The organism is Polaribacter sp. IC066 (assembly GCF_007997085.1).
In the GTDB taxonomy this organism is placed as follows: Bacteria; Bacteroidota; Bacteroidia; order Flavobacteriales; family Flavobacteriaceae; genus Polaribacter.
Genome location: NZ_VORR01000014.1, coordinates 1 through 23,420, shown reverse-complemented (window position 1 = coordinate 23,420; position 23,420 = coordinate 1). Strand labels below are relative to the sequence as shown.

Here is a 23,420-nt window from a genome sequence, read left to right as displayed (position 1 = left end):
AAAAATTAGTTTATTTGTTTCTTAAAGAACGTTGCAGAAAGTGTATTCGTATTCCCAACATTGTCTGAAACTACAAGATTAAAGATATGTTTGCTACCTACCAATTTTTTATCGCTAAAATTGTAGGTTAAAATGTTTTTTTTATGATTGTACTCCATTAAAACCCATTCACCGTCTATGGTAGCGTTGTAATCTTTAATACCAGATTGTGTATCACTAATTTTTACTTTTATGGTTTCAGAATTGGTAATCCATTGTTGGTCTTTAAAATACAATAAATTTATTTTAGGTTTTTGATTGTCGGCTAGTAAAGTGTAGTTTCCTAGCGTTTTTGTCGTGGTATAAAAAGTGCTATCTCTTTTTCTAGTATATTGATATCTTGGGTATTTAGGGTACTCTAAATTGGCAATATAGAGTTGTTCTCTTTCAGGTTCTGAATATTTAGAAACATTAAAAGTAAGTGTAAAACTTTTATGTAAAGGGATTGTTGGGGTGTGTATTTTTGCTATTTCTTTATCTATGGTAAAATCTAAAAATACATCTTCATAAAATGTGTTTTTAGGAAATGCAATCGTAACATTCTCTTTCGTAAACTTATTAAATTTTTTAGCCTTTACTTTGTAGTTTGTAGTGTCTGCCAATTCTGTGAAAATAGCATTACTTTCTTTACCAGCAACAGGTATTTTTATAGAACTTATATTTCCTTTAAAATCCTTAGCAATAATTTGCACGGAATAATTCATCGCCTTTTTAATGTCTATTTTACCATTGTTAAGTAAGGATTCATAAATAGACAGTTTATTTGCAGCAACTTTATGCGTTTTTTGATAGCGTCTTTTGTATTTTTTATAATGCTCGTAATCGATATGTAAATTGAGGTATTTACTTTCAGAAAAAGAAAAAGTTTCTACATCATGGTAATAGAAACGTTCTCCGTTTACTAGCATTTCTAAACTATAAATTCCGTTTTTGTTGGGCGCACCATTTAATCGATCAAAAACGCTCACTCCAAATCCAATTTCGCCACTTGCTGTAATTCTATCTGCCGTATAGATACCGTTACCAATATTTTTTATAGAGATTTGAAAACTCTTTTTTTGTTGATTAACTCTTGCATCATCACTTAAAGAATACACTTTTAATGACCTAAAAGTAGGTGATTTTGTGTCTTTAACTTTTAAACCAAATAATAAAGGATTGATAATGTTTTCTGATGCTGTATTGCGTATCTCATAATGTAAGTGAGGCGCTCCAGAACCTCCTGTATCACCAGAAAAAGCAATAATTTCTCCTTTTTTTACAGGAAATGTGTTCTTTTTAAAATATAAATTGCCCGTGGCATAGCTTTCTTTTTTGTACTGTATCGATTTTACATATTTTTCAATAGTATCGTTAAATTTACTTAAATGCCCATAAACCGATGTGTACCCATTAGGGTGTGCAATATAGATAGCTTTTCCGTAGCCAAATTGCTGCACTTTAATTCGAGAAACATAGCCATCTGCAGTTGCAAGAACATGCAAGCCTTCTCTTCCTTGTGTTTTAATATCTACACCTGCATGAAAATGATTGCTGCGCAGTTCGCCAAAAGAACCTGATAGTACAATAGGAATCTCTAAAGGAGTTCTAAAATAGTTTTGAGGATATTTTTCTTGAGAAAAGGTTGTAATTTGTAAGAGTAAAAATGAAATAAGAATAAGGTGTTTCAAATGTTCAATATTTTAGGTAAAAATACTAAAAAACAATTTGTCTGCAATTAGTTCAATATCAATTATTTAGTAATAAAGCAAGAAAATGTTGTAAAGTTTCAAACAGAATGTTAACTTTGTACGGATAGATTATTCTAAAAGTAAGATGAGTAATACACTAGAAGCAATTCATTTATTAGAGAAAACGTTGCAAAACCTTCTTTCTAATTATGAATTTTTAAAGACAGAAAATCATATATTGCTTCAAAGTAACACAAAATTACAACATGAACTTTTAGAAACAACGCAAAATCTAGCGAATCAAAAAAAACAATTCGATGCGCTTAAAATTGCGAAAACTATTGAAGGCAGTAGTTCAAATACAAAAGATACAAAACTGAAAATAAATTCATTAATTAGAGAAATCGATAAATGTATTGTACAGTTACAAGAATAAAGTTCTTTAAATTGTGAGTAATAAACTAAAGATAAATATTGTAATTGCAGGGAGAAGCTACCCTTTAAGTGTAAATAACACGAAAGAAGAAGAAGGGATGCGCAAAGCAGCCATTGCAATTAACAAGTTAATTTCTATGTATGAGCAAAATTATGCAGTGAGTGATAAACAAGATGTTTTAGCCATGTCTGCATTGCAATTTGCTTCTAAATTAGAAATATTATCTTTGGATAAGACAGATACAAAAAAAGAAGAAATAGAAAAATTAAAGGAGCTTACTAAATTAGTAAGTGATCATTTAGAATAAGTTCATTAAAATACATTAACAACACACTGCCTACGTTAGTAATTGTTTATTAAACTCAACACTATTCTATTATGAAGGATGAGTCTTAACTACTAAAGCATGCCGTTAGTGCTGAATTTTTATGCTGGATTTACTTCAGTATCATGTCAGTATCTCAAACGGATTCTTGAACAGTTAGTTAATCCTATAAATGTCATTTTGGAGTTTAAAAACCTATCTAACGTAGGCTTTTTTTATATTTAAATTTAAATTATGGATGGAATGATACTTCCCATTATACTGGGAGTCATAGCAGGGATTGCAATAGGTTTTGTAATCTTTAAATCGATGGAAAAATCGAAGGGTAAGAAAATACTTAACGGCGTAAGAAAAGAAGCCGCTACTATTTTAAAAGAGGCTAAAATTGATGCAGAATCAGTTAAAAAAGATAAAATTTTACAAGCTAAAGAGAAGTTTATAGAATTAAAATCAGAACATGAGAAGGTAATCTTATCTAGAGAGAAAAAGATTTCTGATGTAGAGAAGAGAATTAGAGATAGAGAATCTAAAGTGGCTTCAGAATTTGACAAAAACAAACGCTTAAATCAATCGATAGAACAAAAAGAAAAGGATTATAATTTTAAGCTAGACTTTTTAGAAAAAAAAGAAGGCGATTTAGATAAAATGCACAAGCGTCATGTAGATATGCTAGAGCAAATTTCTGGTTTGTCTGTTGAGGATGCTAAAAAAGAGTTGGTGGCATCTTTAAAAGAAGAAGCTAAAGCAGAAGCCATGGCTTTTGTACAAACTTCTATTGAAGAATCTAAATTAACAGCTGAACAAGAAGCAAGAAAAATTGTTTTAGGAACCATACAAAGAGTTGGTGTAGAGCAAGCCGTAGAAAATTGTGTATCTGTTTTTAATTTGGAGTCGGATGATGTGAAAGGACGAATTATAGGTAGAGAAGGACGTAATATTAGAGCGCTAGAAGCAGCAACAGGTGTAGAGATTATTGTAGATGATACCCCTGAAGCAATTATACTTTCTTGTTTTGATCCTGTGCGTAGAGAAATTGCACGTTTGGCAATGCATAAATTGGTTACTGATGGTAGAATTCACCCAGCAAGAATTGAAGAGGTTGTTAAAAAAACAGAAAAACAAATTAGCCAAGAAATTATAGAAGTTGGTAAAAGAACTGTTATAGATTTAGGGATTCACGGATTGCACCCAGAGTTAATTAAAACTGTTGGAAGAATGAAATATCGTTCTTCTTATGGTCAAAATTTATTACAACACTCGCGAGAAGTTGCAAACCTATGTGGTATTATGGCTTCAGAAATGGGCTTAAATGCAAAATTAGCAAAAAGAGCAGGCTTGTTGCATGATATAGGGAAAGTACCTGATGCAGAAAGCGAATTACCGCATGCACTTTTAGGAATGCAATGGGCTGAAAAATACGGTGAAAAAGAAGAAGTTTGTAATGCTATTGGAGCGCACCACGATGAAATTGAAATGAAGAGTTTATTATCACCAATCGTTCAGGTTTGTGATGCTATTTCAGGAGCAAGACCAGGTGCAAGACGCCAAGTGTTAGATTCTTATATTCAGCGTTTAAAAGATTTAGAAGAAATTGCTTTTGGGTTTACAGGCGTTCAGAAAGCGTATGCTATTCAAGCCGGTCGTGAATTGCGCGTTATGGTAGAAAGTGGTAAAGTTAATGATACCAAAGCAGCGGAATTATCTTTTAGTATTTCTCAAAAAATACAAAATGATATGACCTATCCCGGTCAGGTAAAAGTGACGGTTATTAGAGAAACAAGAGCAGTAAATGTGGCGAAGTAAAAGTTTATCTTAAGCTTTCTATTTCAGTGAGCTCAATAAAAACTCTCGGAGAAACTTATGGAGATTTACTTTTGTGTTTATTTCACCATTTTCAAAATATATTTAAAAAATCTTGCTTTATAAAAGCAAGATTTTTTGTTTTGTATTGCACGGGTTTTTGCCCCTTATTACTAGTTTTATGATATTGGCAAGAGTAAGAGTTCTCCCCTTTTAGGGAATTAGACAGGGCTTCTTGGATGATACGTTTCGACAACCTCCTTTAAATAACTTGTATCTAAATGCACATATATTTCTGTAGTTGTAATGCTTTCATGCCCTAACATTTGCTGTATTGCTCTTAAATCGGCACCATTTTTTAATAAATGAGTGGCAAATGAATGTCTTAATGTATGCGGACTTATTTTTTTCTTTAAATTGATTTTAACGGACACATCTTTTAAAATTGTAAAAATCATCTGTCTTGTTAAACCTTTTCCGCGTCTATTTAAAAACAACGTATCTTCAAAGCCTTTAATAGGTTTTAAATGACTTCTAATGTCATTTATATAGATAGAAATATATTTCTGGGCACTATAATGAATAGGAACAAAGCGCTCTTTATTTCCTTTACCAGTAACTTTTATAAAACCTTCGTCAAAAAATAAATCGGATATTTTTAGGGTAATGAGTTCACTAACTCTTAAACCACAACTATACATGGTTTCTAAAATAGTTCTGTTTCTTTCTCCTTGCGGATGACTTAAATCTATTGCGGCAATCAGTTCATTTATTTCATCTTCGGATAAAGTATCTGGTAATTTTCTTCCGATTTTTGGTGCTTCAATTAAATCTGTAGGATTTGTTTCTCTATAATTTTCAAATACCAAATAATCAAAAAAACTGCGCAATCCCGAAATAATTCTTGCTTGGCTTCTTGGGTTTACTTTTTTTGCAACATCATAAATAAATTGTTGCACTATAATTTTGTCAACACTAATAGGAGAGGAGTCTATTTCGTGTTCTTCTAAAAAAAGCAAGAGTTTCTCTAAATCTCTAGAATAACTATCTATCGTGTTTTGAGACAAACCTCTCTCAATTTTTAAATATAATTGATAATCTTTTAGTGCGTTTAGCCATTTCATTAAGACAAATTTACACAAATAAAATCCACCTCAACTAGGTGGTTTTATAAAATATTTAGAGCGTTTAGATTACCAAGCATACCCCAAAGAAACACCAAGACTTAAAGAAGTATCATTAAGACCATCTAAAGTGTTGTCGCCAGCAATGAAGCCATATACTGCAAAAATATTTAAAGCAAAGTACTTCCCAGAAATCTATTGATGACCAGTTTCAACGGCAATACTAAAAACAGTCGCAGAATTATTTGAATCATCTTTTAACGAAAAAAAACCGATACTAGGGCCAGCATGCCATCCTTTTAAATCTTCTTCTGCAAGGTAAAAACGGTATTCGGCGCCAGCCCCAGCACCATTTATTTCTGAAATATTATAAGAGATTCCAGAAACCGTAAGAGATTGATTTTCGGCAGTTTTAAATTCAAAGCCAGCATTGGCGATTCCAAAAGCCAAGCCTAACGGGTTGGCTTTAATAATTTTTGATTGTCCTAGCGCAAAGCCAAAAGAAAATAAGAGAATTGTAAAGACTAAAATTTTTTTCATAATTTTTGGCTGATTGTATCGACAAATATAAAAAAAAGAATAATATTTACTTTTTAAATCTTAAAAATAAAGTGATGAAACTAATGATCATAAACGGCCCAAACCTTAATCTTCTCGGAAAAAGAGAACCAGAAATCTATGGTTCAAAAACATTTGAAGATTTTTTTAGAGATTTACAATTGCAATTTAAAAATATAGAATTGTCTTGCTTTCAATCGAATAGTGAAGGGGATATTATCGATAAATTACACGAAGTTGGTTTTGATTATGACGGTATTATTTTAAATGCTGCGGCGTATACGCATACTTCTGTGGGTATTGGTGATGCGGTAAAAGGAATCAATACGCCCGTTGTAGAGGTACATATCTCTAACATTCATGCACGTGAAGAATTTAGAAAGCATAGTTATATTGCTCCCAATGCAAAAGGTGTTTTATTTGGATTTGGATTAAAAGGATACGAATTGGCTATTCAGAGTTTTCTCTAGTTCTGAACTTGTTTCAGAATCTTTTATTTTTTTACTGCGAAGGTTTATTACTGCACAATCGTAAGTATTAGCATAACTTTGACGGTATTTGAAATGAATTAAGAAATACCCTATAATTTTGTCAACACTAATAGGAGAGGAGTCTATTTCGTGTTCTTCTAAAAAAAGCAAGAGTTTCTCTAAATCTCTATAATAACTATCGATTGTGTTTTGAGATAAACCTCTTTCTATTTTTAAATACAATTGATAATCTCTAATTGCGTTTTACCATTTCATATAAAAAAAAAACATTATTATTTTGTAAAAATAACTTATGTTTGCCTTGAAATTTAAAATTGCTATTTATTCCACTTTACATTTTAGTAATAATAAATATTGTTAAGGATGTGTTATGTCAAATAGTGATTTTAATAAACTAATTATTATAAATTAAATTAAAAATTATGAAAAAAGTATTGTTAATTGCTGTAATTGCATTGTTAAGTTTAAGTAATGTAAATGCACAAGATGTAAAATTTGGAGCAAAAACGGGTTTGAATTTTTCTAACTTTACAGGAGATGTAGAAGATGCAAAAACTAAAATAGGTTTTAACATTGGCGCATTTGTAGAAATTGGTTTATCGGATAAATTTACTTTTCAACCAGAATTATTATTTTCTACTCAAGGTGCTAAAAGTGAAGATTCCGAGGGTTCTGATAGTTTTGAACAAACAATTAAAGCTAATTATTTAAATGTGCCTTTAATGTTAAAGTATGCAGTTTCTGATAAGTTTGCATTAGAGTTCGGACCTCAAATTGGTTTTTTACTTTCTGCTGATGCTGAAACAACGGGTAATATTGAAGGTGAATCAATTTCTGTAGAGGTTGACGTTAAAGATTCTTTTAAATCTATCGATTTTGGTTTAAACTTTGGAGCTTCTTTTGATATAGTTGAAAATGTATTTATAGGAGCAAGATACAACCTTGGTTTGTCAAATATTATTGATTCAGAAGATATGGATTCTGATGATGAGAAAGCGCAAAACTCTGTGTTTTCAGTATCTGTAGGCTATAGATTTTAAAGATTGTTAATACCATTTAAAATAGTATAAGGAAGCATTTTTGCTTCCTTATTTTTTGCTCAATTTTTAACATCTTTACACCATGAAAATCATTATCATCAACGACCCAAACCTTAATCTTCTCGGAAAAAGAGAACCAGAAATCTATGGTTCAAAAACATTTGAAGATTTTTTTAGAGATTTACAATTGCAATTTAAAAATATAGAATTGTCTTGCTTTCAATCGAATAGTGAAGGGGATATTATCGATAAATTACACGAAGTTGGTTTTGATTATGACGGAATAGTTTTAAACGCAGCAGCATATACACATACTTCTGTGGGTATTGCCGATGCGGTAAAAGGAATCAATACACCCGTTGTAGAGGTACATATCTCTAACATTCATGCACGTGAAGAATTTAGAAAGCATAGTTATATTGCTCCTAATGCAAAAGGTGTTTTATTTGGATTTGGATTAAAAGGATACGAATTGGCTATTCAGAGTTTTCTCTAGTTCTGAACTTGTTTCAGAATCTTTTATTTTTTTACTGCGAAGGTTTATTGCTGCACAATCTTAAGTATTAGCATAACTTTGACGGTATTTGAAATGAATTAAGAAATACCCTGCAAGGTCAAAAAAAGACCTTGCAGGATACTTGCGGGATGCTTTCAGGATACTAATAGGATGTTATAAATAGCTATAACTCTAAAAGCATCTTAATATTTGCCCTTTCATAATGAACGTCTTTTTCTAGTTCAACTTCTTTAAACCCCATTTTTTTATACAAATTAATGGCAGGCACTAATGACCTGTGAGAGTATAAAGTAATGCTTTTCCACTCTTTCTCTTTAGCAAATTTAATACAGAAATTGACTAATTGTTGTCCGATTTTTAGTCCTTGGTATTTTGGTAAAACGGCCATTTTACTCAATTCAAAAAATGTTTTTTGGTTGATGAGCGCTATAACTCCGACGATTTCACTATTATATTTTGCTAGAAATATAAAACCACCAACATCTAGAACATATGCTTTAGGATTGCTTAAAACTTTTTCGTCATAAGGTTCTACATAAAAATATTTTTGTAGCCAAGCTACATTTAAATCGTAAAAATCTTTCGCATAAGCTGGTTGATATGCTATAATTTCTAGTTTTGTATTATCCATAATAAATAAGCTGCGTTAAGGATTGAAATGGCATCCTTTTGCTTTTTTGAGCAAAAGATATAATGTAAAGCCTGACCACACATTTTTTTTGTGTGGTAACGCCCTACATAAATTAAATATTTTCATTAATAATTTGCATCATTTCATTTTCTAAAACAATCGTTTTTTGATAAATAGCCTCGGCTTTCGCGACTATCTCTTCAGCAAAAGCGCTGTCTTTAATGTCTTTTGCATTGATTCTTACATTAAAATACGCGCCAGTAACAGCGGTTTTTGCACATAAAACACCAACACCACCGTCAGAAAGCGAATTTTGCAATCCGTTTTTCATCATCTCTATCATTACTTCGATAGAATTATGTGCTGTTTCCATGATTTTAAAAGGAATTTCTGTTGCGTATTTTGTGGCATTTTCAATAGCCTGCTTTCTAATTTCTATTTCTTCTGGGTTGGTTTTTGGTAATCTAAAACCATCAATAATTTTATTAAAAGCATTGGTGTCTTCATCCACTAAAAACAATAAATCATTTTTATACTGTTGGCCTTTTATTGCCCAATCAGAAAAATAGTTCCATTTAGCATCCCAACCGGGTTTGTGTGCAGAAAGATTGGCCACCATAGTTCCTAAAGAAACACCCAAAGCGCCCACATAAGCAGCAATACTCCCACCTCCTGGAGCCATCGATTCTGATGCTGTTTCGTCGGCGAAATCTTTAACTGTAAAGTCGATTAATTTTTTATTCGTATCAGAATTCATAACATATTCTATGATTCTTTCTTGTGGATTAAAAGGTTTTAAATCATCTAAACCCAAAGATTTTATTGCAATTTTTATTTTTTCGCTTTCACTGATTCCTAAAGAACGTTCTTGTTTTTTTAGATAAAAATCTGCGGCATCTAACATGGCTTTTAGAGGAACTAAACCAACTAATTCAGAGCCTGTTACTCGCAATCCGCGTTTTGTGGCAGCTAAAGCTGTTTCGTAAAAAGCTTCGTGCATAGAAGTGATGCTGATGTTGGTTAAATTATAAGAAATTTGGGCAATGCCATACTCTTCGATAAACCAACCAATTCCTTTTACGGCTTTTAATTTACCTGGAATTCTTTCTGGATCGCCGTTTTTATCTACTATTTGTCTTCCATTAACTAATTTTGTTCTTCCGTTTTCACGGATGTCAAAAGCGATTGCATTTGCTCTTCGGGTAGATGTCGAGTTTAAATTTACGTTATAAGCAATTAAAAAATCACGTGCAGAAATTGCGGTTACTCCAGAATTTTTTATTCGTTCATTAAATTCTGTGGGTCCAAAATCGGGTTTCCAATTTGAGTTAGATAACTTTTCTTTTAAGCCTTCATATTCCCCTGAACGAACCGTAGCCAAATTTTTACGATTATCAGAGGTTGCTGCATTTTCATAGAAATAACCAGAAATACCTAATTCATCGCCAACTCTTTTACCTAGTTGATGTGCGTATTTTGTTGTTTCTTCCATAGTAATATTAGCAATGGGTACTAACGGACAAACATCTGTTGCCCCGAAACGAGGATGCTCGCCAGTTTGCTTGCTCATATCGATGAGTTCTGACGCTTTTTTTATCAGTCTAAAAGCTGCCTCAATCACATTTTTTGGTTCACCAACAAAGGTAATTACGGTTCTGTTTGTTGCTTTTCCCGGATCTACATCTAGTAATTTTACTCCTTCAACCGTTTTTACAATATTTGCAATTGTATTTATTTTGTTGAGATCTCTACCTTCACTAATATTAGGAACGCATTCTATAAGTTGTTTGTTCATGGTTGATGAGTTTTTAGATTAAAAAAAAATAGAATTTATACAATTTTAGGTTTGATGAGCATGCGCTTTAAAGTACAGACTACTCTTATTAAATAGCACTAGTATCCATTAAAAAGACTTAAAACCGCCGCGCTAAAAGACACAGCCTGCCTGCCGTATGCAGTGAAACAAGACTTTCTCAACGAACTGTATTTGAGTAACGTGTAAATTACAAAAAGAACAGTTTATAGTACAATTCTATTCATAATTAAAATGTCTAACTCAAATCTACACTCAACAATTTATGTGTAATATTTTGTTTTTCGTGAAGTTACTTGGAACTAAAATATTTTTAGTGGACACTTGTAATCAAATATATAAATTTCATTAAATATAAGCTGTAAAAATTATCATAAACTAAAAGATAATTAGCTAATTAAGTTTTTTTGATAAAAATAAATATCGAGTACCCAGCAAAATTAATACAGGAATTACTGAAATTGGAAAGGATTGAACTTTCAAAAGCCAAAAAAATGGAATGAATAGTATGAAAAGTAAGAGAAGCCTAGTGTAATTTATCACCCATTTTTGTGGTTGCTTTTTTACGATTAAAAATGCAATGATAAGGTTAGGTGCAAATGCCCATAAAATATTAAAGTTGTTTGGTGCGGTAGAGTGGGTAGAGAAAAACCAAAGAAATAGTAATAACACTCCTATTAAGCCCGTAATAAAAAGTAGCGTAAAATCTAAATAGCGACTTCTTCTATTATTTTTGAAATCTTTGTACGTTGTATACAGCGTTAAAAGGCAAAGTATGCTAAAAATTAAAAGCGGATTTAAGAAAGAAATCTGTTGCTCTATCTCATTAAAGTCTAATAAAACATCTTCTCTTTTTACTAAAGTTTTAAAGGTGTCTTCTGTATTTATATGGCTATCTTTAAATATTGCATAGACATAATCAGGTAAATACATATACTGTTCTGTCGTAGCTTTTTTATCTAATTTTGTGCCAGCAATTAAATTTAATCCAAAACTACCCCATGTATTCCAATGGATTTCTTTGTTTGTTAAATCTCTTAAGGTTAATTCTTTGCTAATGTTTTTATCATTAAAAATTATAGTATCTTCTGCTAAAATGAACCTTGTAATATCTCTTAATTTGGTTGCGCAATTATCGAAATAAGGATCATATTGATAATTTCTGTTTTCTGGCAATGCATTGTTTTCTAAAAATATAAAATAATTTTGTTTTTGCTGTTTATTTAAGTTTAAAACTTGCTGTTTAACCCATCGTTTGTCTCTTTTATAACTTGCTAAAAAGTACTTAAAATCATATCTAGCAAGGCTGTAAATCATATTTCCTTTTGCGAAATTTGTATAAAAATTAGGTTGGTTAAAATCGAACATCCCATAATTATAAATCAAATCTAACTTTAAAACAGGATCTTTAACCCGAATAGCGGCGTGCCCAAAAGCCTCATATAATTCCGTTCCTGGGCCTACAGTTACAATGCTAATTTCTGAATATACAGAAAGTTGCATTTGTGCTTGTATGGGTTTTATCAACAATAAAAAAAAGAGGAGAAATACGTATTTTTTGTGCATAAAAATTAAGGTCTAAAGAAACTATAATCGAAAGTTATCGAAAAAATATTAGAAAATAAAGCATTACCAACACTACCAATATTGGTTAAGGCATAATCTATACGGATGCCTTTGTAGTTAAAACCAAGTCCAAAATTTGGCTGTGTAGAGAGCGATTGAGAATCATCAAACTCGGTGATGTATTGAAAATTACCAACGCCTAATCGCAAATAAACCAACTGATCATAATCTAATTGAAAACCAATTGCCGGATCTATACTACCCAATTCTGACGAAAAAACATCATTGCTTTGCTCAAAACGAATGTTTAAATCTACTTCTGTCTGTAAGTTAAAAAAACGCCCAATTCTAAAATCTCTTGCAACACCTACCTGTATTTTTGGTTTGGTAAGTTCTGTGGTTTCTGGTAATTCTTGATTTTGACCAGGAATGGCGTCTCTAATTTTGTTGAATTCTTCTTCGTTAATTGCCCAACTATTAAAGGTTGTGGTAATATCTCTGGCCATCAATCCAAATTTCCAGTTATTTCTTTCAAACTGAATGCCTGCGTCAAAACCAAATCCCCAGGAGGAGGCAAACTGACCAATAATTCTTCTTACAATTTTAGCATTTACACCAAACTTAAGATCTTTAAAAATTAAATTTCTTGCATAAGCCACATTAAAGGCATAATCTGCAGCAGAAAAAAGGCTAATTCTATTAAAATCGATGTTTCCGTCGTTGTCGATAAGTTCTGTGGTATTTAGAATATCATCGACCCCAAAACGAATTATAGAAATACCAAGAGCACTCTGATCATCAATGGGCATGGCAAATGCAGCATGGTTATAATTGGCAATGCCTGCAAAATAAGATGCATGCATTAAAGATCCTTGATAATCTTTGATGCCGACTAAACCCGCAGGATTCCAGTAAATTGCATTTACATTATTGGTGGTTGCTACAACGGCTTTACTCATTCCTAAAGCGGCGGCATCTACCCCAATATTTAAAAATTCATTCGAGTAATTTCTAAACGCTTGCGCAGTTAAAAACAATGGGAAAATGAATAAGAGAAGTAAAATTCTATATTTCAATAGTTGCAAAATTTATGAATAACAAATATCTAAAAACCTACTAAAATAACTCTTGTTTTTTATAGATATTGTTTAGGCAATATCAATTGCTATGTTTTCTTTTATAAAACGGGTAATTCTATGTTCTAACCATTTGTTTTCATGTGGTTTAAAAGAGGTCATAAAGCCAACATGACCCCCGAATTTTGTTTCTTCAAAAAAGAAAAATTCAGAATTTTCAGCTTCTTCATACGGAAAGCATTTGTGAGACAAAAAAGTATCGTCTTTAGCATTAATGAGTAAAGTAGGACGCATAATTTTTGACAAATAGGGTTTAGAACTCGCTTTTTCCCAGTAATCTTCTGGGCTATCAAAACCAAAAACAGGAACATTATATAAGTGTTCTAAATGTTTAAATTTAGTAGCTTTAAATAACTTGTCTTTATTTAATTGATATTCAGGAAACTTATGTGCTTTTTCTAAAATTTTGTTTTTCATGGTTTTAAAAAATATTTCCATATACAATTTGTTTTTTAGTTTATCCATTTCAAATTCTGCACTCGCAATATCTATGGGTACAGAAGTGGCAATGCCGCCTTTAATGATTGGAGATAATTGAGAACCTTGTTCACCTAAATATTTTAATGTTAAATTTCCGCCCAAACTAAAACCAACAAGCACAATATTATTGTATGAATAATTTTTTAAAAGATGTTTTACAACAAAATCTACATCTTCTGTTTTACCCGTATGATAGGTTGCCAGCAACAAATTATCCTCGCCACTGCAACCTCTTAAATTAAAACAAACTGTATCGATTCCTTTATGATTTAAATGATTTGTTGCCGCTGCCATATATTTAGATTCAGAACTACCCTCTAAACCATGAATCAATAATACGAGGGTTTCTGAACCTTTAAAAGAAAAATCTAAATCGATAAAATCGTGATCCCAGGTTGTAATTCTTTCTCTTATATAGGTAGCTTTGTCTTTCATAAAAAGCGGTCTATACATGGTATTAAAATGACCATTTTTAAAAGGTATCGTCGGTAAGAAATTAGATTTAAATATGGGCATAGCTTTATTTTTTTTACAAATATGATAAATATTTATTCATTTAGAAAATTAAGAAATTTCATTTTGCTATTTTAGCTAAAAATCAGTTTTATGAATATTAAAAAGCACATTCCTAATTTATTAACCTTGGGTAATCTTTTTTGCGGAACAGTGGCAACTGTTTATGCCGTTGAAGGCGATTTTAAAACCGCAGGATTGTTTGTAGTTGTTGGCATTTTATTTGATTTTTTAGATGGCTTTGTAGCACGTTTGTTAAAAGTTTCTGGAGAGCTTGGTACACAATTAGATTCTTTGGCAGATATGGTTACAAGTGGTGTTGTACCTGGAGTTATTATGGCTAAAATGATTCAAAATAATTTGTTTGATGAGCTGAATCCTTTTGACGATTCTTTTTTAGGCATTTCATTAGTTGGTCTTTTACTAACTTTAGGTGCTTGTTATCGATTGGCTAAATTTAATTTAGATACAAGACAATCTGATTCCTTTATTGGTTTGCCAACGCCTGCCATGAGTTTATTTGTAATTTCTTTGCCCTTAATACAAGAATATTCTGATATAGAATTTGTGCAATATTTAATTAGCAATAATTATTTTTTAATAATCATCACACTACTTTTAACGTATATCATGAATGCGGAAATTCCGCTTTTTTCTATGAAGTTTAAAGACTATTCTATTCAAAAAAATTGGATTATTTATATGTTCTTGATCGCTTCTCTACTATTAATTTTTATATTTAATTATTTATCCGTTCCTATAATTATAATATTATATGTAGTTTTGTCCGTCTTAAAAAATTTAACCCCCAAGATTTAGAATTTATGATTACAGCAAACATTCCAGAGAATGAAGAAGAAAGGTTACGAGTTTTAAGTACTTATAATATTTTAGACTCACTACCTGAAGAAGATTATGACGCTATTGCTAAAATAGCTTCTAGTATTTGTAATTCTCCCATTGCACTGGTTTCTTTAATTGATAAAGACAGACAATGGTTTAAAGCTAAACACGGATTAGATGCCAAAGAAACATCAAGAGATTTTGCTTTTTGTGCCCATAGCATTTTAAACCCAGAGGAGTTATTTATTGTTAATGATGCTACAAAAGACGAACGTTTTTTTGATAATCCTTTAACTACAGGCAGCCCTAACGTCGTTTTTTATGCAGGAGCTCCCTTAAATACCTCCGAGGGGTTTCCTTTAGGGACTTTGTGTGTTATCGATAATAAGCCAAGAGAATTGAATCAAAGTCAGAAAGATTCTTTAAAACTATTAGCAAAACAAGTAGTCACTTTATTAGAGTTAAGAAAAAAGAATTACGAACTACTTGAATCTAATAAAAAGGCAACAAAGTTAAACGAACAATTAAATAATTTTGCATATCGGTTAACACATGATTTAAAATCGCCTATTAGCGGTGTTAATTTTTTGGTTGATGTTTTAAAAGAAGATCACATAAAATTATTTAAAGATACCGAGGCAGAAGAGTACGTGAATTTAATTTCTAATCGAATGATTTATATGAGTCGTTTGGTTGATGATATTTTAGAATATACTCGTGTAAATGCAGAACATATCGTTTTTGAGGAGTTCAATGTAAAAGCAATTTTAGAGAGTATTTTAAGTAATATAGATTTTGAGAATAAAATAGTATTGATTTCTAATGATTTAGATATCAATATTAAGAGTTCTAAAATAGGGATGGTTCAAGTTTTTCAGAATTTAATTTCTAATTCTAGAAAGTTTTCTAATGAAGATAAAGTAAATATTCAAGTAGATTTTAAAAAGGATAAAACACATTTTCATTTCATTTACAAAGATAACGGTCCTGGTATTGAAGAAAAATATTGGAAAAGAATTTTCTTAATGTTCGAGACTCTAGAAAATAGTAATAACGAGAATACAGGTATAGGTTTAGCCACGGTAGAGTCAATTATTAAAAGATTAGGAGGCACAATTTATGTAAAAGATAGAGAAGACCGTAAAAAAGGTGTTTCTTTTCATTTTTCTATAAAACATACGTAAAGTAGTACAAAATATTATTTCTCATACGGTTGCTTGCAAACTAGAAATTGAACTTATGAAAAAAATTGTAATTGCAATAATACTGTTGGTTTCATTAAACATAATTGGACAAAAGCTCGCTAAATGTGGAATTGACACGAACCCGAAACTTATGCAAGCGGAATCTAAATTTCTGAATGTTTCTATGAATGACGCGCAGCAGAAAAGTTTTGACTTATTTATAAGAAAGCGATTTTTGTTACTGGAACAGTGCTCATCAATTCGGAACGAAATCGGAATCTTTGGATCAAATAAAAGAATGGAATGAAAACGGAAATAAAATTGCAACTTGGCTTGTAGAACTAAATGAAGATGAAAGAGCTATATCTGGCGGGTATGATGTTATTATTACCTATTGGGTGAAGGCTTTGACTAAAAAAAGAAAATAAAAACGAAAGAATATAAGCCAACAGGTAATACAGTTTATAATTAGCTGCTTTAATAAGTATTCTCTCAAAAATTTCTGCAGAATTTTCTCTAGATCGTATTTGATTATTAATTTAGTTACATGCACACGCAACGAACGATACGCAACAGGCTATTGAAAAGTTTTCTTCTTTTTTAGTTCAAAATCCTTGCCTAAATATACTTTGCGCACCATTTCATCCGCAGCTAATTCTTCTGGTGTACCTTCTTTTAAAATACTACCATTATACATTAAATACGTTTTATCTGTAATCGCTAAAGTTGCCTGTACATCATGATCGGTAATTAAGATACCAATATTTTTGTTTTTTAATTGGGCAACAATACCTTGAATATCTTCTACAGCAATAGGATCTACACCTGCAAAAGGCTCATCTAATAAAATAAAACTGGGATCAGAAGCTAAACAACGAGCAATTTCTGTTCTTCGCCTTTCGCCTCCAGAAAGTAAATCGCCTCTATTTTTACGCACGTGCCCAATATTAAACTCTTCAATTAAAGACTCTAACTTAATTTTTTGTGCTTTTTTTGATAAATCTGTGAATTGTAAAACAGACAGAATGTTGTCTTCTACAGATAATTTTCTAAAAACAGAAGCTTCTTGTGCTAAATAGCCAATTCCTTTTTGAGCACGTTTGTACATAGGGTCTTTGGTTATTTCTTTCTCATTTAAATAAATATGACCATTGTTTGGTTTTACCATACCTACAATCATATAAAAAGAGGTGGTTTTTCCGGCGCCATTCGGACCTAAAAGACCGATGATTTCACCCTGTTTTACCTCTAAAGAAATGCCTTTTACAACTTTTCTAGAACCATAAATTTTTTGAATATTTTCTGCTCTTAAAACCATATTTTATATCTGTGTAAATATTGAATTGTTTAAATGTGTACCTGTAAAACGCAAAATTATTTTAGTGTGTAAAAGTATTTAATCTAGTTTTACAATATTCTTAAAACCTTCACAAACAAGTACACGTTAACAAATAAACAATTAAACCTCGCTTTCAAGAGCTTCCCAAAATTCAAGAGCTCTTCTTAAATGAGGAATTACAATAGTGCCACCAACCAAAGTTGCAATAGACATGGTTTCCATCATTTCTTCTTTAGTAACTCCTATTTTATATGCCGTTTCTAAATGATAGGCAATACAATCATCACACCTTAAAACAGCAGATGCAACCAAACCAAGCAATTCTTTTGTTTTTACAGGAAGATGATCTTCTTTAAAAGTATTTGTATCTAAATTAAAAATACGTTTGATAACTTTGTTATCAGCAGCTAAAATTTTATCGTTCATTTTCTGACGATACGCATTAAATTCTTTAACCTTTTTTGGCATTTTTTTCTTGATTTTTAATAACTCTTCGTGAAACTATAATCCCTATTTCATATAAAAATAAGATAGGAATTGCAACAATAACTTGACTAGCAACATCGGGAGGTGTAATAATTGCCGCAACAATTAGCACAACAACCAAAGCATGTTTTCTGTATTTCTTTAAAAACTCTGGTGTAATCAGTCCGATTTTTGTTAAGAAATAAATTAATACGGGTAATTCAAATAAAATAGAAACACCTAATAACATATTGGTAACTAAACCTATATGAGATTCTAGCGTAAAACTATTTTCAATAGAATCTGTAATTTGATAATTATATAAAAAGTTAATAGATATGGGTGCAATTACATAAAAACTAAATAAAACACCAAGAAAAAAGAGAAAGGAAGCAATAAATATAAACCCTCTAGATCTTTTTATTTCATTTTTGGTTAAACCTGGTGAAACAAAACGCCAAACTTCCCAAAGTAGGTAAGGAAAAGAAACGATCACACCCAAAATAAATGAAGACCATATGGAGTTCATTAATTGCGAGGTAACTTTAATACTCTGTAACTTTTTTTCGGCAAAATTAACACTGCAAAAATCACTCTCCACTCCGAATAAACTGAAGAAATCACAAAATAACCTGTAGGTAAAAAAATCTGGTTTTAAATGCGCTAGTAGAAAGTGGTCATACACTTGCTCTGCAAAAATAAAAAAGATAATAGCAAAAATAAAAATTGCTGAAGCGCTTCTTACTAAATGCCATCTTAATTCTTCTAAATGCCCTAAAAAAGACATTTCTTTCTGTTGTTCTGCCATTAAAAAATACCTTCTTTAATTAAATCATGTAAATGTACAACTCCTGCATAATTATCGTCATCATCTACAGCTATAATTTGAGTAATACTATTATTTTCTAAAGTTTCTAAAGCTTCAATTGCCATTGCGTCTTTATGAATTGTTTTTGGGTTTTTACCCATGATATCTTTGGCAACAAAATCATCTATTTTTGTAGATTTACTCAACATCCTTCTAATATCACCATCGGTAATGATGCCAATAACTTTATGGTCTTTTATAACAGCTGTAACCCCTAAACGTTTTTCTGAAATCTCTATAATTACTTTTGCAATAGAGTCATTATCATTAACTTGAGGCAATTCATTTTGCTCTATTAGATCAGAAACCCGCAAATACAAGCGTTTCCCTAGAGCACCACCTGGGTGGTATTTTGCAAAATCTTTGCTCGTAAAACCCTTTAATTCTAATAAGCAAACTGCCAAAGCATCACCCATTACCAATTGTGCGGTGGTGCTTGTTGTTGGTGCTAAATTATTAGGACAAGCTTCTTTTTCTACAAAAGTATTTAAGGTAAAATCGGCATTTTTACCTAAAAAAGAATCTACATTACCCGTAATAGCGATTATTTTATTTCCGTAGTTTTTAATTAGAGGCACCAGCACTTTTATTTCTGGTGTATTCCCACTTTTAGAAATACAAATAACAACATCGTCTTCTAAAACATTGCCTAAGTCTCCATGAATAGCATCTGCTGCATGCATAAAAACAGCAGGCGAGCCTGTAGAGTTAAAAGTGGCTACAATTTTTGTAGCTATATTGGCACTTTTACCAATACCTGTAACAATTATTCTGCCTTTAAAATTATATATATATTTAATGGCATTTTCAAAATCTACATTAATTAAATTTGCTAAATTAGCGATAGCTTTACTTTCTGCTAAAATAGTTTTTTTTGCATTTGCAATAATTGAAGATTGATTTTTCAAGTCTTTTGTATTTTATCAGAATAAAAAAAAGTTATATCTTTAGATATGTTTACAAGACAAAGTTACTACAAAAATAAGTTTGCACAAATAATATAATTAAAGGTTTGTCTTTTAATTTCAACAAAACTAATATTGAATGGATTTACATAGTCCCCTTAAGAAATTTTTTGGGTTTAATAAGTTTAAAGGATTACAGGAAGAAGTTATAACAAGCATTGTAAATAATCATAATACTTTTGTGATTATGCCTACAGGTGGTGGTAAATCTTTGTGTTATCAGCTGCCAGCTTTAATGGCAGAAGGAACTGCAATTGTGGTTTCGCCCTTAATTGCCTTGATGAAAAATCAAGTCGATGCCATAAGAGGTATTTCTGAACAACATGGCGTTGCACATGTTTTAAATTCGTCTTTAAATAAAACGGACGTAGCGCAGGTAAAAGCAGATATTGCAAGTGGTATTACAAAGCTGTTATATGTTGCGCCAGAATCATTAATCAAAGAAGAATATGTTACATTTTTAAGAACACAAAAAATATCTTTTGTGGCGATTGATGAAGCGCATTGTATTTCTGAATGGGGACACGATTTTAGACCAGAATATAGGAATCTAAAACACATTATTAGCGCTATAGACAGCGTGCCTGTAATTTGTTTAACAGCTACAGCCACAGAAAAGGTGCAAGAAGACATTTTAAAAACTTTAGGAATTACCGATGCAAATAGGTTTAAAGCCTCTTTTAATAGAGCTAACTTATTTTATGAGGTAAGACCTAAAACCAAAGAGGTAGATAAAGATATTATCCGTTTTGTTAAGCAAAGAGAAGGTAAATCTGGTATTATTTATTGTTTAAGTCGTAAAAAGGTAGAAGAAGTTGCACAAATTTTGCAGGTAAATGGCATAAAAGCAGTTCCTTATCATGCCGGTTTAGATGCCAAAACAAGAGTAAGACATCAAGATATGTTTTTGATGGAAGATTGTGATGTTGTTGTGGCAACGATTGCTTTTGGAATGGGAATTGACAAGCCCGATGTGCGTTTTGTAATTCATCATGATATTCCTAAAAGTTTAGAGAGCTATTACCAAGAAACGGGTAGAGCGGGCCGAGATGATGGTGAAGGTTATTGTTTGGCTTTTTATGCGTACAAAGACATCGAAAAGTTAGAAAAATTTATGGCAAGTAAGCCCGTTGCAGAGCAAGAAATTGGGCATGCTTTGTTGCAAGAAGTTGTTGGTTATGCAGAAACTTCTATGAACAGGCGTAAATATTTGTTGCATTATTTTGGTGAGGACTTTGACGCAATCAATGGTGATGGTGCAGATATGGATGACAACTCTAGAAATCCGAAGAAAAAACACGAAGCAAAAGATAATGTTGTGAAACTTTTAAAAGTTGTAAAAGAAACATTACAAAAATATAAATCTAAAGATGTTGTAAACACAATAATAGGGAAAGAAAATGCTTTATTAACATCACATAAAACACATTTACAACCGTATTTTGGTATTGGTAAAGATAGATTTGCACCGTATTGGATGGCGTTAATTCGTCAGGTTTTAGTGGTACATTTTATCAAAAAGGAAATAGAACAATATGGTGTTGTGAAACTGACGAAAGAAGGAGAAAATTATATTCAAAATCCTACTTCTTTTATGATGACAGAAGATCATTCTTACAATGCAGAGAATGACAATGCAATTATTACAAATGCGAAAACTTCAGCAGGAGTAGCGGATGAAAGGTTAGTTAAAATCTTAAAAAGTTTGCGTAAAAAAGTAGCCATCAAACAGGGGATTCCTCCATTTGCTATTTTTCAAGATCCATCTTTAGAGGATATGGCTTTAAAATATCCCATCACATTGGCTGAACTTGCAACCGTACATGGAGTTGGAGAGGGGAAAGCAAGAAAATTTGGAAAAGATTTTGTAAAATTAATTTCAGAGTATGTAGATGAAAACGACGTTTTAAGACCCGATGATTTAATTGTAAAAAGTACTGGTGTCAATTCTGGTTTAAAACTATTTGTTATTCAGAATACTGATAAAAAATTACCTTTAGAAGATATTTCTAAATCGAAAGGATTAGAAATGAAAGAGTTGATAAAGGAAATGGAGGTGATTATTTTTTCTGGAACAAAGCTAAATATTGATTATGCAATAGATGATTTGTTAGATGAAGAACAGCAAGAAGAAATTTATGAGTATTTTATGGAAGCTGAAACAGACGATATAGAGGAGGCTTTAAACGAATTTGATGGTGATTATGACGAAGATGAATTGCGTTTAATGCGTATTAAGTTTTTTAATGAAGTAGGAAATTAAAAAAAGATGACTATTGATAATGTATAGTCATCTTTCAAATAAAAAACGAAACTGAACTAAAAATGAATACTTTATTTGTTATTTTTAATGTAATAATTCATCAGAAATAAAATTACCTGATAATATGAATATTAGTGTCGGGTTGGTTTTTATAGTACGCAAGTGTAATATCTTTTATATTTTTTAATCTAGCTTTTTTTATAGCAACCTGATCGCTGTATATTTTTTTAGTGATTTCTAATAATTGCTTATCTGCTTTTTCTATTTTTTCTTCAATTTTTTTCATCAAACTTAAGGAAGCACTTTTACATTTAGATTCGGGATTAACGGTTCTTAAAATTTCTAAAGATTTAGCATATTCTTTTTCACTGAAATATCCATTAGCCGTTATTATTTTTTGATCACAAATACTGTTAGAATAGTTGGTGTAATATTGTACGATTCTTGCATTTATTTGCGTATTACAGCTTGTGACCCCAGCAGGAATAGCCATTAACTTTAAAAGTGCTTGTTCATATTGTTTACTTGAATTTAATTTATCTGCTTCCGTAAGATATAAATTACAGTTGTTTTGATAATAGGTAGTTACTTTGCTTTTTACATTATTTAAAAATTGTTGAAACTTTTTATCATTCGTTTTAATATTAGAAACACCATTTCTTACGGCTTTTGTTTTATTGTCTCCAGAGCCTTTAAAAGGGTAAGCGTTCTGTAATGTACAACTATCTTTTACTCCAATTTTGAGGTAACAATTCAGCTAGTTTATTTGCTTTATATTCCGGGATTCGATCAATGACATCAGTTAACCAATGATATGGATTTATGTTTAAGGTTTTACAAGTTGCAAAAAAGGAGTAAAACATTGCAATGTTTTGTGCAGATTCATGACTTCCAGCAAAGAGGTAGTTTTTTCTACCTATCGCTAAAGGTCTAATCGCATTTTCAATGTTATTGTTGTCAATTTCATACCTCCCGTCATTTATATAGTATTTTAGATTCTGGTAAATATTTAAGGTATATCTTATGGCGATCCCTATTGAACTTTTTGGCAATACATTCTCTTTTTGAGCAATCAAATACAGTTCTAATTCATTTAAAATTGGCAATGCATAGCGCATTCTAAATCTCTTGATTACAGCAACAGACGCTTCTCTTTCTTTTAAGACTCTTTCTATTCTATATAATTTTTGAATGAGCAGCAGTATGTGATCTGCTCTTCTAGGGTCATTATCTAATGCCTTCTCAAAATATCGCCTAGCATGCGCCATGCAACCTAAAAGAGAAATAGTTCCTTTAGTTGTTAAATTGTGATAGGCTTTATAGCCATCAGACTGTAATGTTCCGGTAAAGTTTT

The 23,420-nt window shown here is 31.3% G+C and carries 25 protein-coding genes and 1 other RNA gene; 11 read left to right on the top strand and 15 right to left on the bottom strand.

All coding sequences use genetic code 11. The features are described from left to right. Nucleotides 1-5: 5 nt before the first annotated feature. Nucleotides 6-1,709: a M23 family metallopeptidase gene (locus tag ES044_RS06540; protein WP_147118530.1), complete on the bottom strand. Its 1,704-nt coding sequence runs from the start codon at nucleotides 1,707-1,709 to the stop codon at nucleotides 6-8. 145 nt (nucleotides 1,710-1,854) lie between these two features. Between ES044_RS06540 and ES044_RS06535 the strand changes: the two genes are divergently transcribed. The 4 genes from ES044_RS06535 (at nucleotide 1,855) to rny (ending at nucleotide 4,273) form a co-directional block, all read left to right on the top strand. Then, nucleotides 1,855-2,145, top strand: coding sequence for a hypothetical protein (locus ES044_RS06535; RefSeq protein WP_147118529.1), 291 nt, complete (start codon nucleotides 1,855-1,857; stop codon nucleotides 2,143-2,145). A gap of 13 nt (nucleotides 2,146-2,158) precedes the next feature. Then, nucleotides 2,159-2,452 carry a cell division protein ZapA gene (locus ES044_RS06530; RefSeq protein WP_147118528.1) on the top strand — a complete coding sequence of 98 codons (294 nt, stop codon included), beginning with the start codon at nucleotides 2,159-2,161 and terminating at the stop codon, nucleotides 2,450-2,452. A gap of 53 nt (nucleotides 2,453-2,505) precedes the next feature. Further along, nucleotides 2,506-2,659: non-coding RNA, 6S RNA (gene ssrS, locus ES044_RS06525), on the top strand. Nucleotides 2,660-2,704: 45 nt separating this feature from the next. Continuing rightward, nucleotides 2,705-4,273: a ribonuclease Y gene (rny, locus tag ES044_RS06520; RefSeq protein ID WP_147118527.1), complete on the top strand. Its 1,569-nt coding sequence runs from the start codon at nucleotides 2,705-2,707 to the stop codon at nucleotides 4,271-4,273. Nucleotides 4,274-4,491: 218 nt separating this feature from the next. Here rny and xerD read toward each other — a convergent pair whose 3' ends face one another. Further along, entirely contained in the window at nucleotides 4,492-5,394 is a 903-nt protein-coding gene (xerD, locus tag ES044_RS06515) for a site-specific tyrosine recombinase XerD (protein WP_147118526.1), read from the bottom strand. Nucleotides 5,395-5,589: 195 nt separating this feature from the next. Then, a complete protein-coding gene (locus ES044_RS06510) occupies nucleotides 5,590-5,934 on the bottom strand; it encodes a DUF3575 domain-containing protein (RefSeq protein WP_147118525.1) in 345 nt (114 codons plus the stop codon). 74 nt (nucleotides 5,935-6,008) lie between these two features. On the opposite strand from ES044_RS06510, the gene aroQ (ES044_RS06505) reads away from it, so the two are divergent. After that, nucleotides 6,009-6,422: a type II 3-dehydroquinate dehydratase gene (gene aroQ, locus ES044_RS06505; RefSeq protein WP_147118524.1), complete on the top strand. Its 414-nt coding sequence runs from the start codon at nucleotides 6,009-6,011 to the stop codon at nucleotides 6,420-6,422. On the opposite strand, the gene ES044_RS18835 is transcribed toward aroQ (ES044_RS06505), so the two are convergent. Next, the gene (locus ES044_RS18835; protein WP_262712430.1) at nucleotides 6,384-6,680 is read right to left on the bottom strand and encodes a site-specific integrase; all 297 of its coding nucleotides are present in this window, start codon (nucleotides 6,678-6,680) and stop codon (nucleotides 6,384-6,386) included. The genes aroQ (ES044_RS06505) and ES044_RS18835 overlap by 39 nt on opposite strands. Before the next feature lie 185 nt (nucleotides 6,681-6,865). Between ES044_RS18835 and ES044_RS06495 the strand changes: the two genes are divergently transcribed. Together ES044_RS06495 and aroQ (ES044_RS06490) are read left to right on the top strand one after the other, a co-directional pair. After that, nucleotides 6,866-7,483, top strand: a complete 618-nt coding sequence (locus ES044_RS06495; protein ID WP_147118523.1) for a porin family protein — start codon at nucleotides 6,866-6,868, stop codon at nucleotides 7,481-7,483. 82 nt (nucleotides 7,484-7,565) lie between these two features. Beyond that, nucleotides 7,566-7,979, top strand: coding sequence for a type II 3-dehydroquinate dehydratase (gene aroQ / locus ES044_RS06490; RefSeq protein ID WP_147118522.1), 414 nt, complete (start codon nucleotides 7,566-7,568; stop codon nucleotides 7,977-7,979). A gap of 184 nt (nucleotides 7,980-8,163) precedes the next feature. Here aroQ (ES044_RS06490) and ES044_RS06485 read toward each other — a convergent pair whose 3' ends face one another. From ES044_RS06485 to ES044_RS06465, 5 genes are all read right to left on the bottom strand, one after another. Then, a complete protein-coding gene (locus ES044_RS06485; protein ID WP_147118521.1) occupies nucleotides 8,164-8,631 on the bottom strand; it encodes a GNAT family N-acetyltransferase in 468 nt (155 codons plus the stop codon). Between the two features lie 112 nt (nucleotides 8,632-8,743). Next, nucleotides 8,744-10,426, bottom strand: coding sequence for a glutamate formimidoyltransferase (gene ftcD / locus ES044_RS06480; protein ID WP_147118520.1), 1,683 nt, complete (start codon nucleotides 10,424-10,426; stop codon nucleotides 8,744-8,746). A 411-nt stretch (nucleotides 10,427-10,837) separates the two neighbouring features. Further along, nucleotides 10,838-12,010 carry a DUF4105 domain-containing protein gene (locus ES044_RS06475; RefSeq protein ID WP_147118519.1) on the bottom strand — a complete coding sequence of 391 codons (1,173 nt, stop codon included), beginning with the start codon at nucleotides 12,008-12,010 and terminating at the stop codon, nucleotides 10,838-10,840. A 5-nt stretch (nucleotides 12,011-12,015) separates the two neighbouring features. Beyond that, nucleotides 12,016-13,086: a PorV/PorQ family protein gene (locus ES044_RS06470; RefSeq protein ID WP_189663209.1), complete on the bottom strand. Its 1,071-nt coding sequence runs from the start codon at nucleotides 13,084-13,086 to the stop codon at nucleotides 12,016-12,018. Nucleotides 13,087-13,158: 72 nt separating this feature from the next. After that, nucleotides 13,159-14,142 (bottom strand): YheT family hydrolase, encoded by a 984-nt coding sequence (locus ES044_RS06465; protein ID WP_147118517.1) that lies wholly within the window; start codon nucleotides 14,140-14,142, stop codon nucleotides 13,159-13,161. 90 nt (nucleotides 14,143-14,232) lie between these two features. On the opposite strand from ES044_RS06465, the gene ES044_RS06460 reads away from it, so the two are divergent. The 3 genes from ES044_RS06460 (at nucleotide 14,233) to ES044_RS18480 (ending at nucleotide 16,594) form a co-directional block, all read left to right on the top strand. Continuing rightward, nucleotides 14,233-14,958, top strand: coding sequence for a CDP-alcohol phosphatidyltransferase family protein (locus ES044_RS06460; protein WP_147118516.1), 726 nt, complete (start codon nucleotides 14,233-14,235; stop codon nucleotides 14,956-14,958). Nucleotides 14,959-14,963: 5 nt separating this feature from the next. Beyond that, a complete protein-coding gene (locus ES044_RS06455; RefSeq protein WP_147186959.1) occupies nucleotides 14,964-16,166 on the top strand; it encodes a GAF domain-containing sensor histidine kinase in 1,203 nt (400 codons plus the stop codon). Nucleotides 16,167-16,447: 281 nt separating this feature from the next. Beyond that, nucleotides 16,448-16,594: a hypothetical protein gene (locus ES044_RS18480; protein WP_189663208.1), complete on the top strand. Its 147-nt coding sequence runs from the start codon at nucleotides 16,448-16,450 to the stop codon at nucleotides 16,592-16,594. A gap of 149 nt (nucleotides 16,595-16,743) precedes the next feature. On the opposite strand, the gene lptB is transcribed toward ES044_RS18480, so the two are convergent. The 4 genes from lptB to ES044_RS06435 all read right to left on the bottom strand — a co-directional run bounded on the left by lptB (nucleotide 16,744) and on the right by ES044_RS06435 (nucleotide 19,746). Then, nucleotides 16,744-17,484 carry an LPS export ABC transporter ATP-binding protein gene (gene lptB, locus ES044_RS06450; protein ID WP_147118514.1) on the bottom strand — a complete coding sequence of 247 codons (741 nt, stop codon included), beginning with the start codon at nucleotides 17,482-17,484 and terminating at the stop codon, nucleotides 16,744-16,746. A 141-nt stretch (nucleotides 17,485-17,625) separates the two neighbouring features. After that, a complete protein-coding gene (locus ES044_RS06445; RefSeq protein WP_147118513.1) occupies nucleotides 17,626-17,973 on the bottom strand; it encodes a carboxymuconolactone decarboxylase family protein in 348 nt (115 codons plus the stop codon). Further along, nucleotides 17,957-18,778, bottom strand: coding sequence for a twin-arginine translocase subunit TatC (tatC, locus tag ES044_RS06440; RefSeq protein WP_147118512.1), 822 nt, complete (start codon nucleotides 18,776-18,778; stop codon nucleotides 17,957-17,959). The genes ES044_RS06445 and tatC overlap by 17 nt, the downstream gene beginning before the upstream one ends. Continuing rightward, complete coding sequence (locus tag ES044_RS06435) at nucleotides 18,778-19,746, bottom strand: SIS domain-containing protein (RefSeq protein ID WP_147118511.1); 969 nt, start codon at nucleotides 19,744-19,746, stop codon at nucleotides 18,778-18,780. Before ES044_RS06435 ends, tatC begins: the two co-directional genes overlap by 1 nt. A gap of 136 nt (nucleotides 19,747-19,882) precedes the next feature. On the opposite strand from ES044_RS06435, the gene ES044_RS06430 reads away from it, so the two are divergent. After that, complete coding sequence (locus ES044_RS06430; protein ID WP_147186958.1) at nucleotides 19,883-22,066, top strand: RecQ family ATP-dependent DNA helicase; 2,184 nt, start codon at nucleotides 19,883-19,885, stop codon at nucleotides 22,064-22,066. A gap of 112 nt (nucleotides 22,067-22,178) precedes the next feature. Here the strand turns inward: ES044_RS06430 and ES044_RS06425 are convergent, their stop codons facing one another. Continuing rightward, a complete protein-coding gene (locus ES044_RS06425) occupies nucleotides 22,179-22,559 on the bottom strand; it encodes a hypothetical protein (RefSeq protein ID WP_147118509.1) in 381 nt (126 codons plus the stop codon). Nucleotides 22,560-22,788: 229 nt separating this feature from the next. After that, nucleotides 22,789-23,420: IS66 family transposase (gene tnpC, locus ES044_RS06420; protein ID WP_147186956.1), on the bottom strand; the 632-nt coding region annotated here is incomplete at its 5' end.

Coding starts and splice junctions, on each gene's coding strand:
- aroQ (WP_147118522.1), top strand. CDS start 7,566: ATGAAAATCATTATCATCAACGACCCAAACCTTAATCTTCTCGGAAAA.
- ftcD (WP_147118520.1), bottom strand. CDS start 10,426: ATGAACAAACAACTTATAGAATGCGTTCCTAATATTAGTGAAGGTAGA.
- rny (WP_147118527.1), top strand. CDS start 2,705: ATGGATGGAATGATACTTCCCATTATACTGGGAGTCATAGCAGGGATT.
- ES044_RS06425 (WP_147118509.1), bottom strand. CDS start 22,559: ATGGCTATTCCTGCTGGGGTCACAAGCTGTAATACGCAAATAAATGCA.
- ES044_RS06510 (WP_147118525.1), bottom strand. CDS start 5,934: ATGAAAAAAATTTTAGTCTTTACAATTCTCTTATTTTCTTTTGGCTTT.
- ES044_RS06455 (WP_147186959.1), top strand. CDS start 14,964: ATGATTACAGCAAACATTCCAGAGAATGAAGAAGAAAGGTTACGAGTT.
- ES044_RS06460 (WP_147118516.1), top strand. CDS start 14,233: ATGAATATTAAAAAGCACATTCCTAATTTATTAACCTTGGGTAATCTT.
- xerD (WP_147118526.1), bottom strand. CDS start 5,394: ATGAAATGGCTAAACGCACTAAAAGATTATCAATTATATTTAAAAATT.
- aroQ (WP_147118524.1), top strand. CDS start 6,009: ATGAAACTAATGATCATAAACGGCCCAAACCTTAATCTTCTCGGAAAA.
- tatC (WP_147118512.1), bottom strand. CDS start 18,778: ATGGCAGAACAACAGAAAGAAATGTCTTTTTTAGGGCATTTAGAAGAA.
- ES044_RS06475 (WP_147118519.1), bottom strand. CDS start 12,010: ATGCACAAAAAATACGTATTTCTCCTCTTTTTTTTATTGTTGATAAAA.
- ES044_RS06495 (WP_147118523.1), top strand. CDS start 6,866: ATGAAAAAAGTATTGTTAATTGCTGTAATTGCATTGTTAAGTTTAAGT.
- ES044_RS06430 (WP_147186958.1), top strand. CDS start 19,883: ATGGATTTACATAGTCCCCTTAAGAAATTTTTTGGGTTTAATAAGTTT.
- ES044_RS06535 (WP_147118529.1), top strand. CDS start 1,855: ATGAGTAATACACTAGAAGCAATTCATTTATTAGAGAAAACGTTGCAA.
- lptB (WP_147118514.1), bottom strand. CDS start 17,484: ATGGTTTTAAGAGCAGAAAATATTCAAAAAATTTATGGTTCTAGAAAA.
- ES044_RS06485 (WP_147118521.1), bottom strand. CDS start 8,631: ATGGATAATACAAAACTAGAAATTATAGCATATCAACCAGCTTATGCG.
- ES044_RS06465 (WP_147118517.1), bottom strand. CDS start 14,142: ATGCCCATATTTAAATCTAATTTCTTACCGACGATACCTTTTAAAAAT.
- ES044_RS06445 (WP_147118513.1), bottom strand. CDS start 17,973: ATGCCAAAAAAGGTTAAAGAATTTAATGCGTATCGTCAGAAAATGAAC.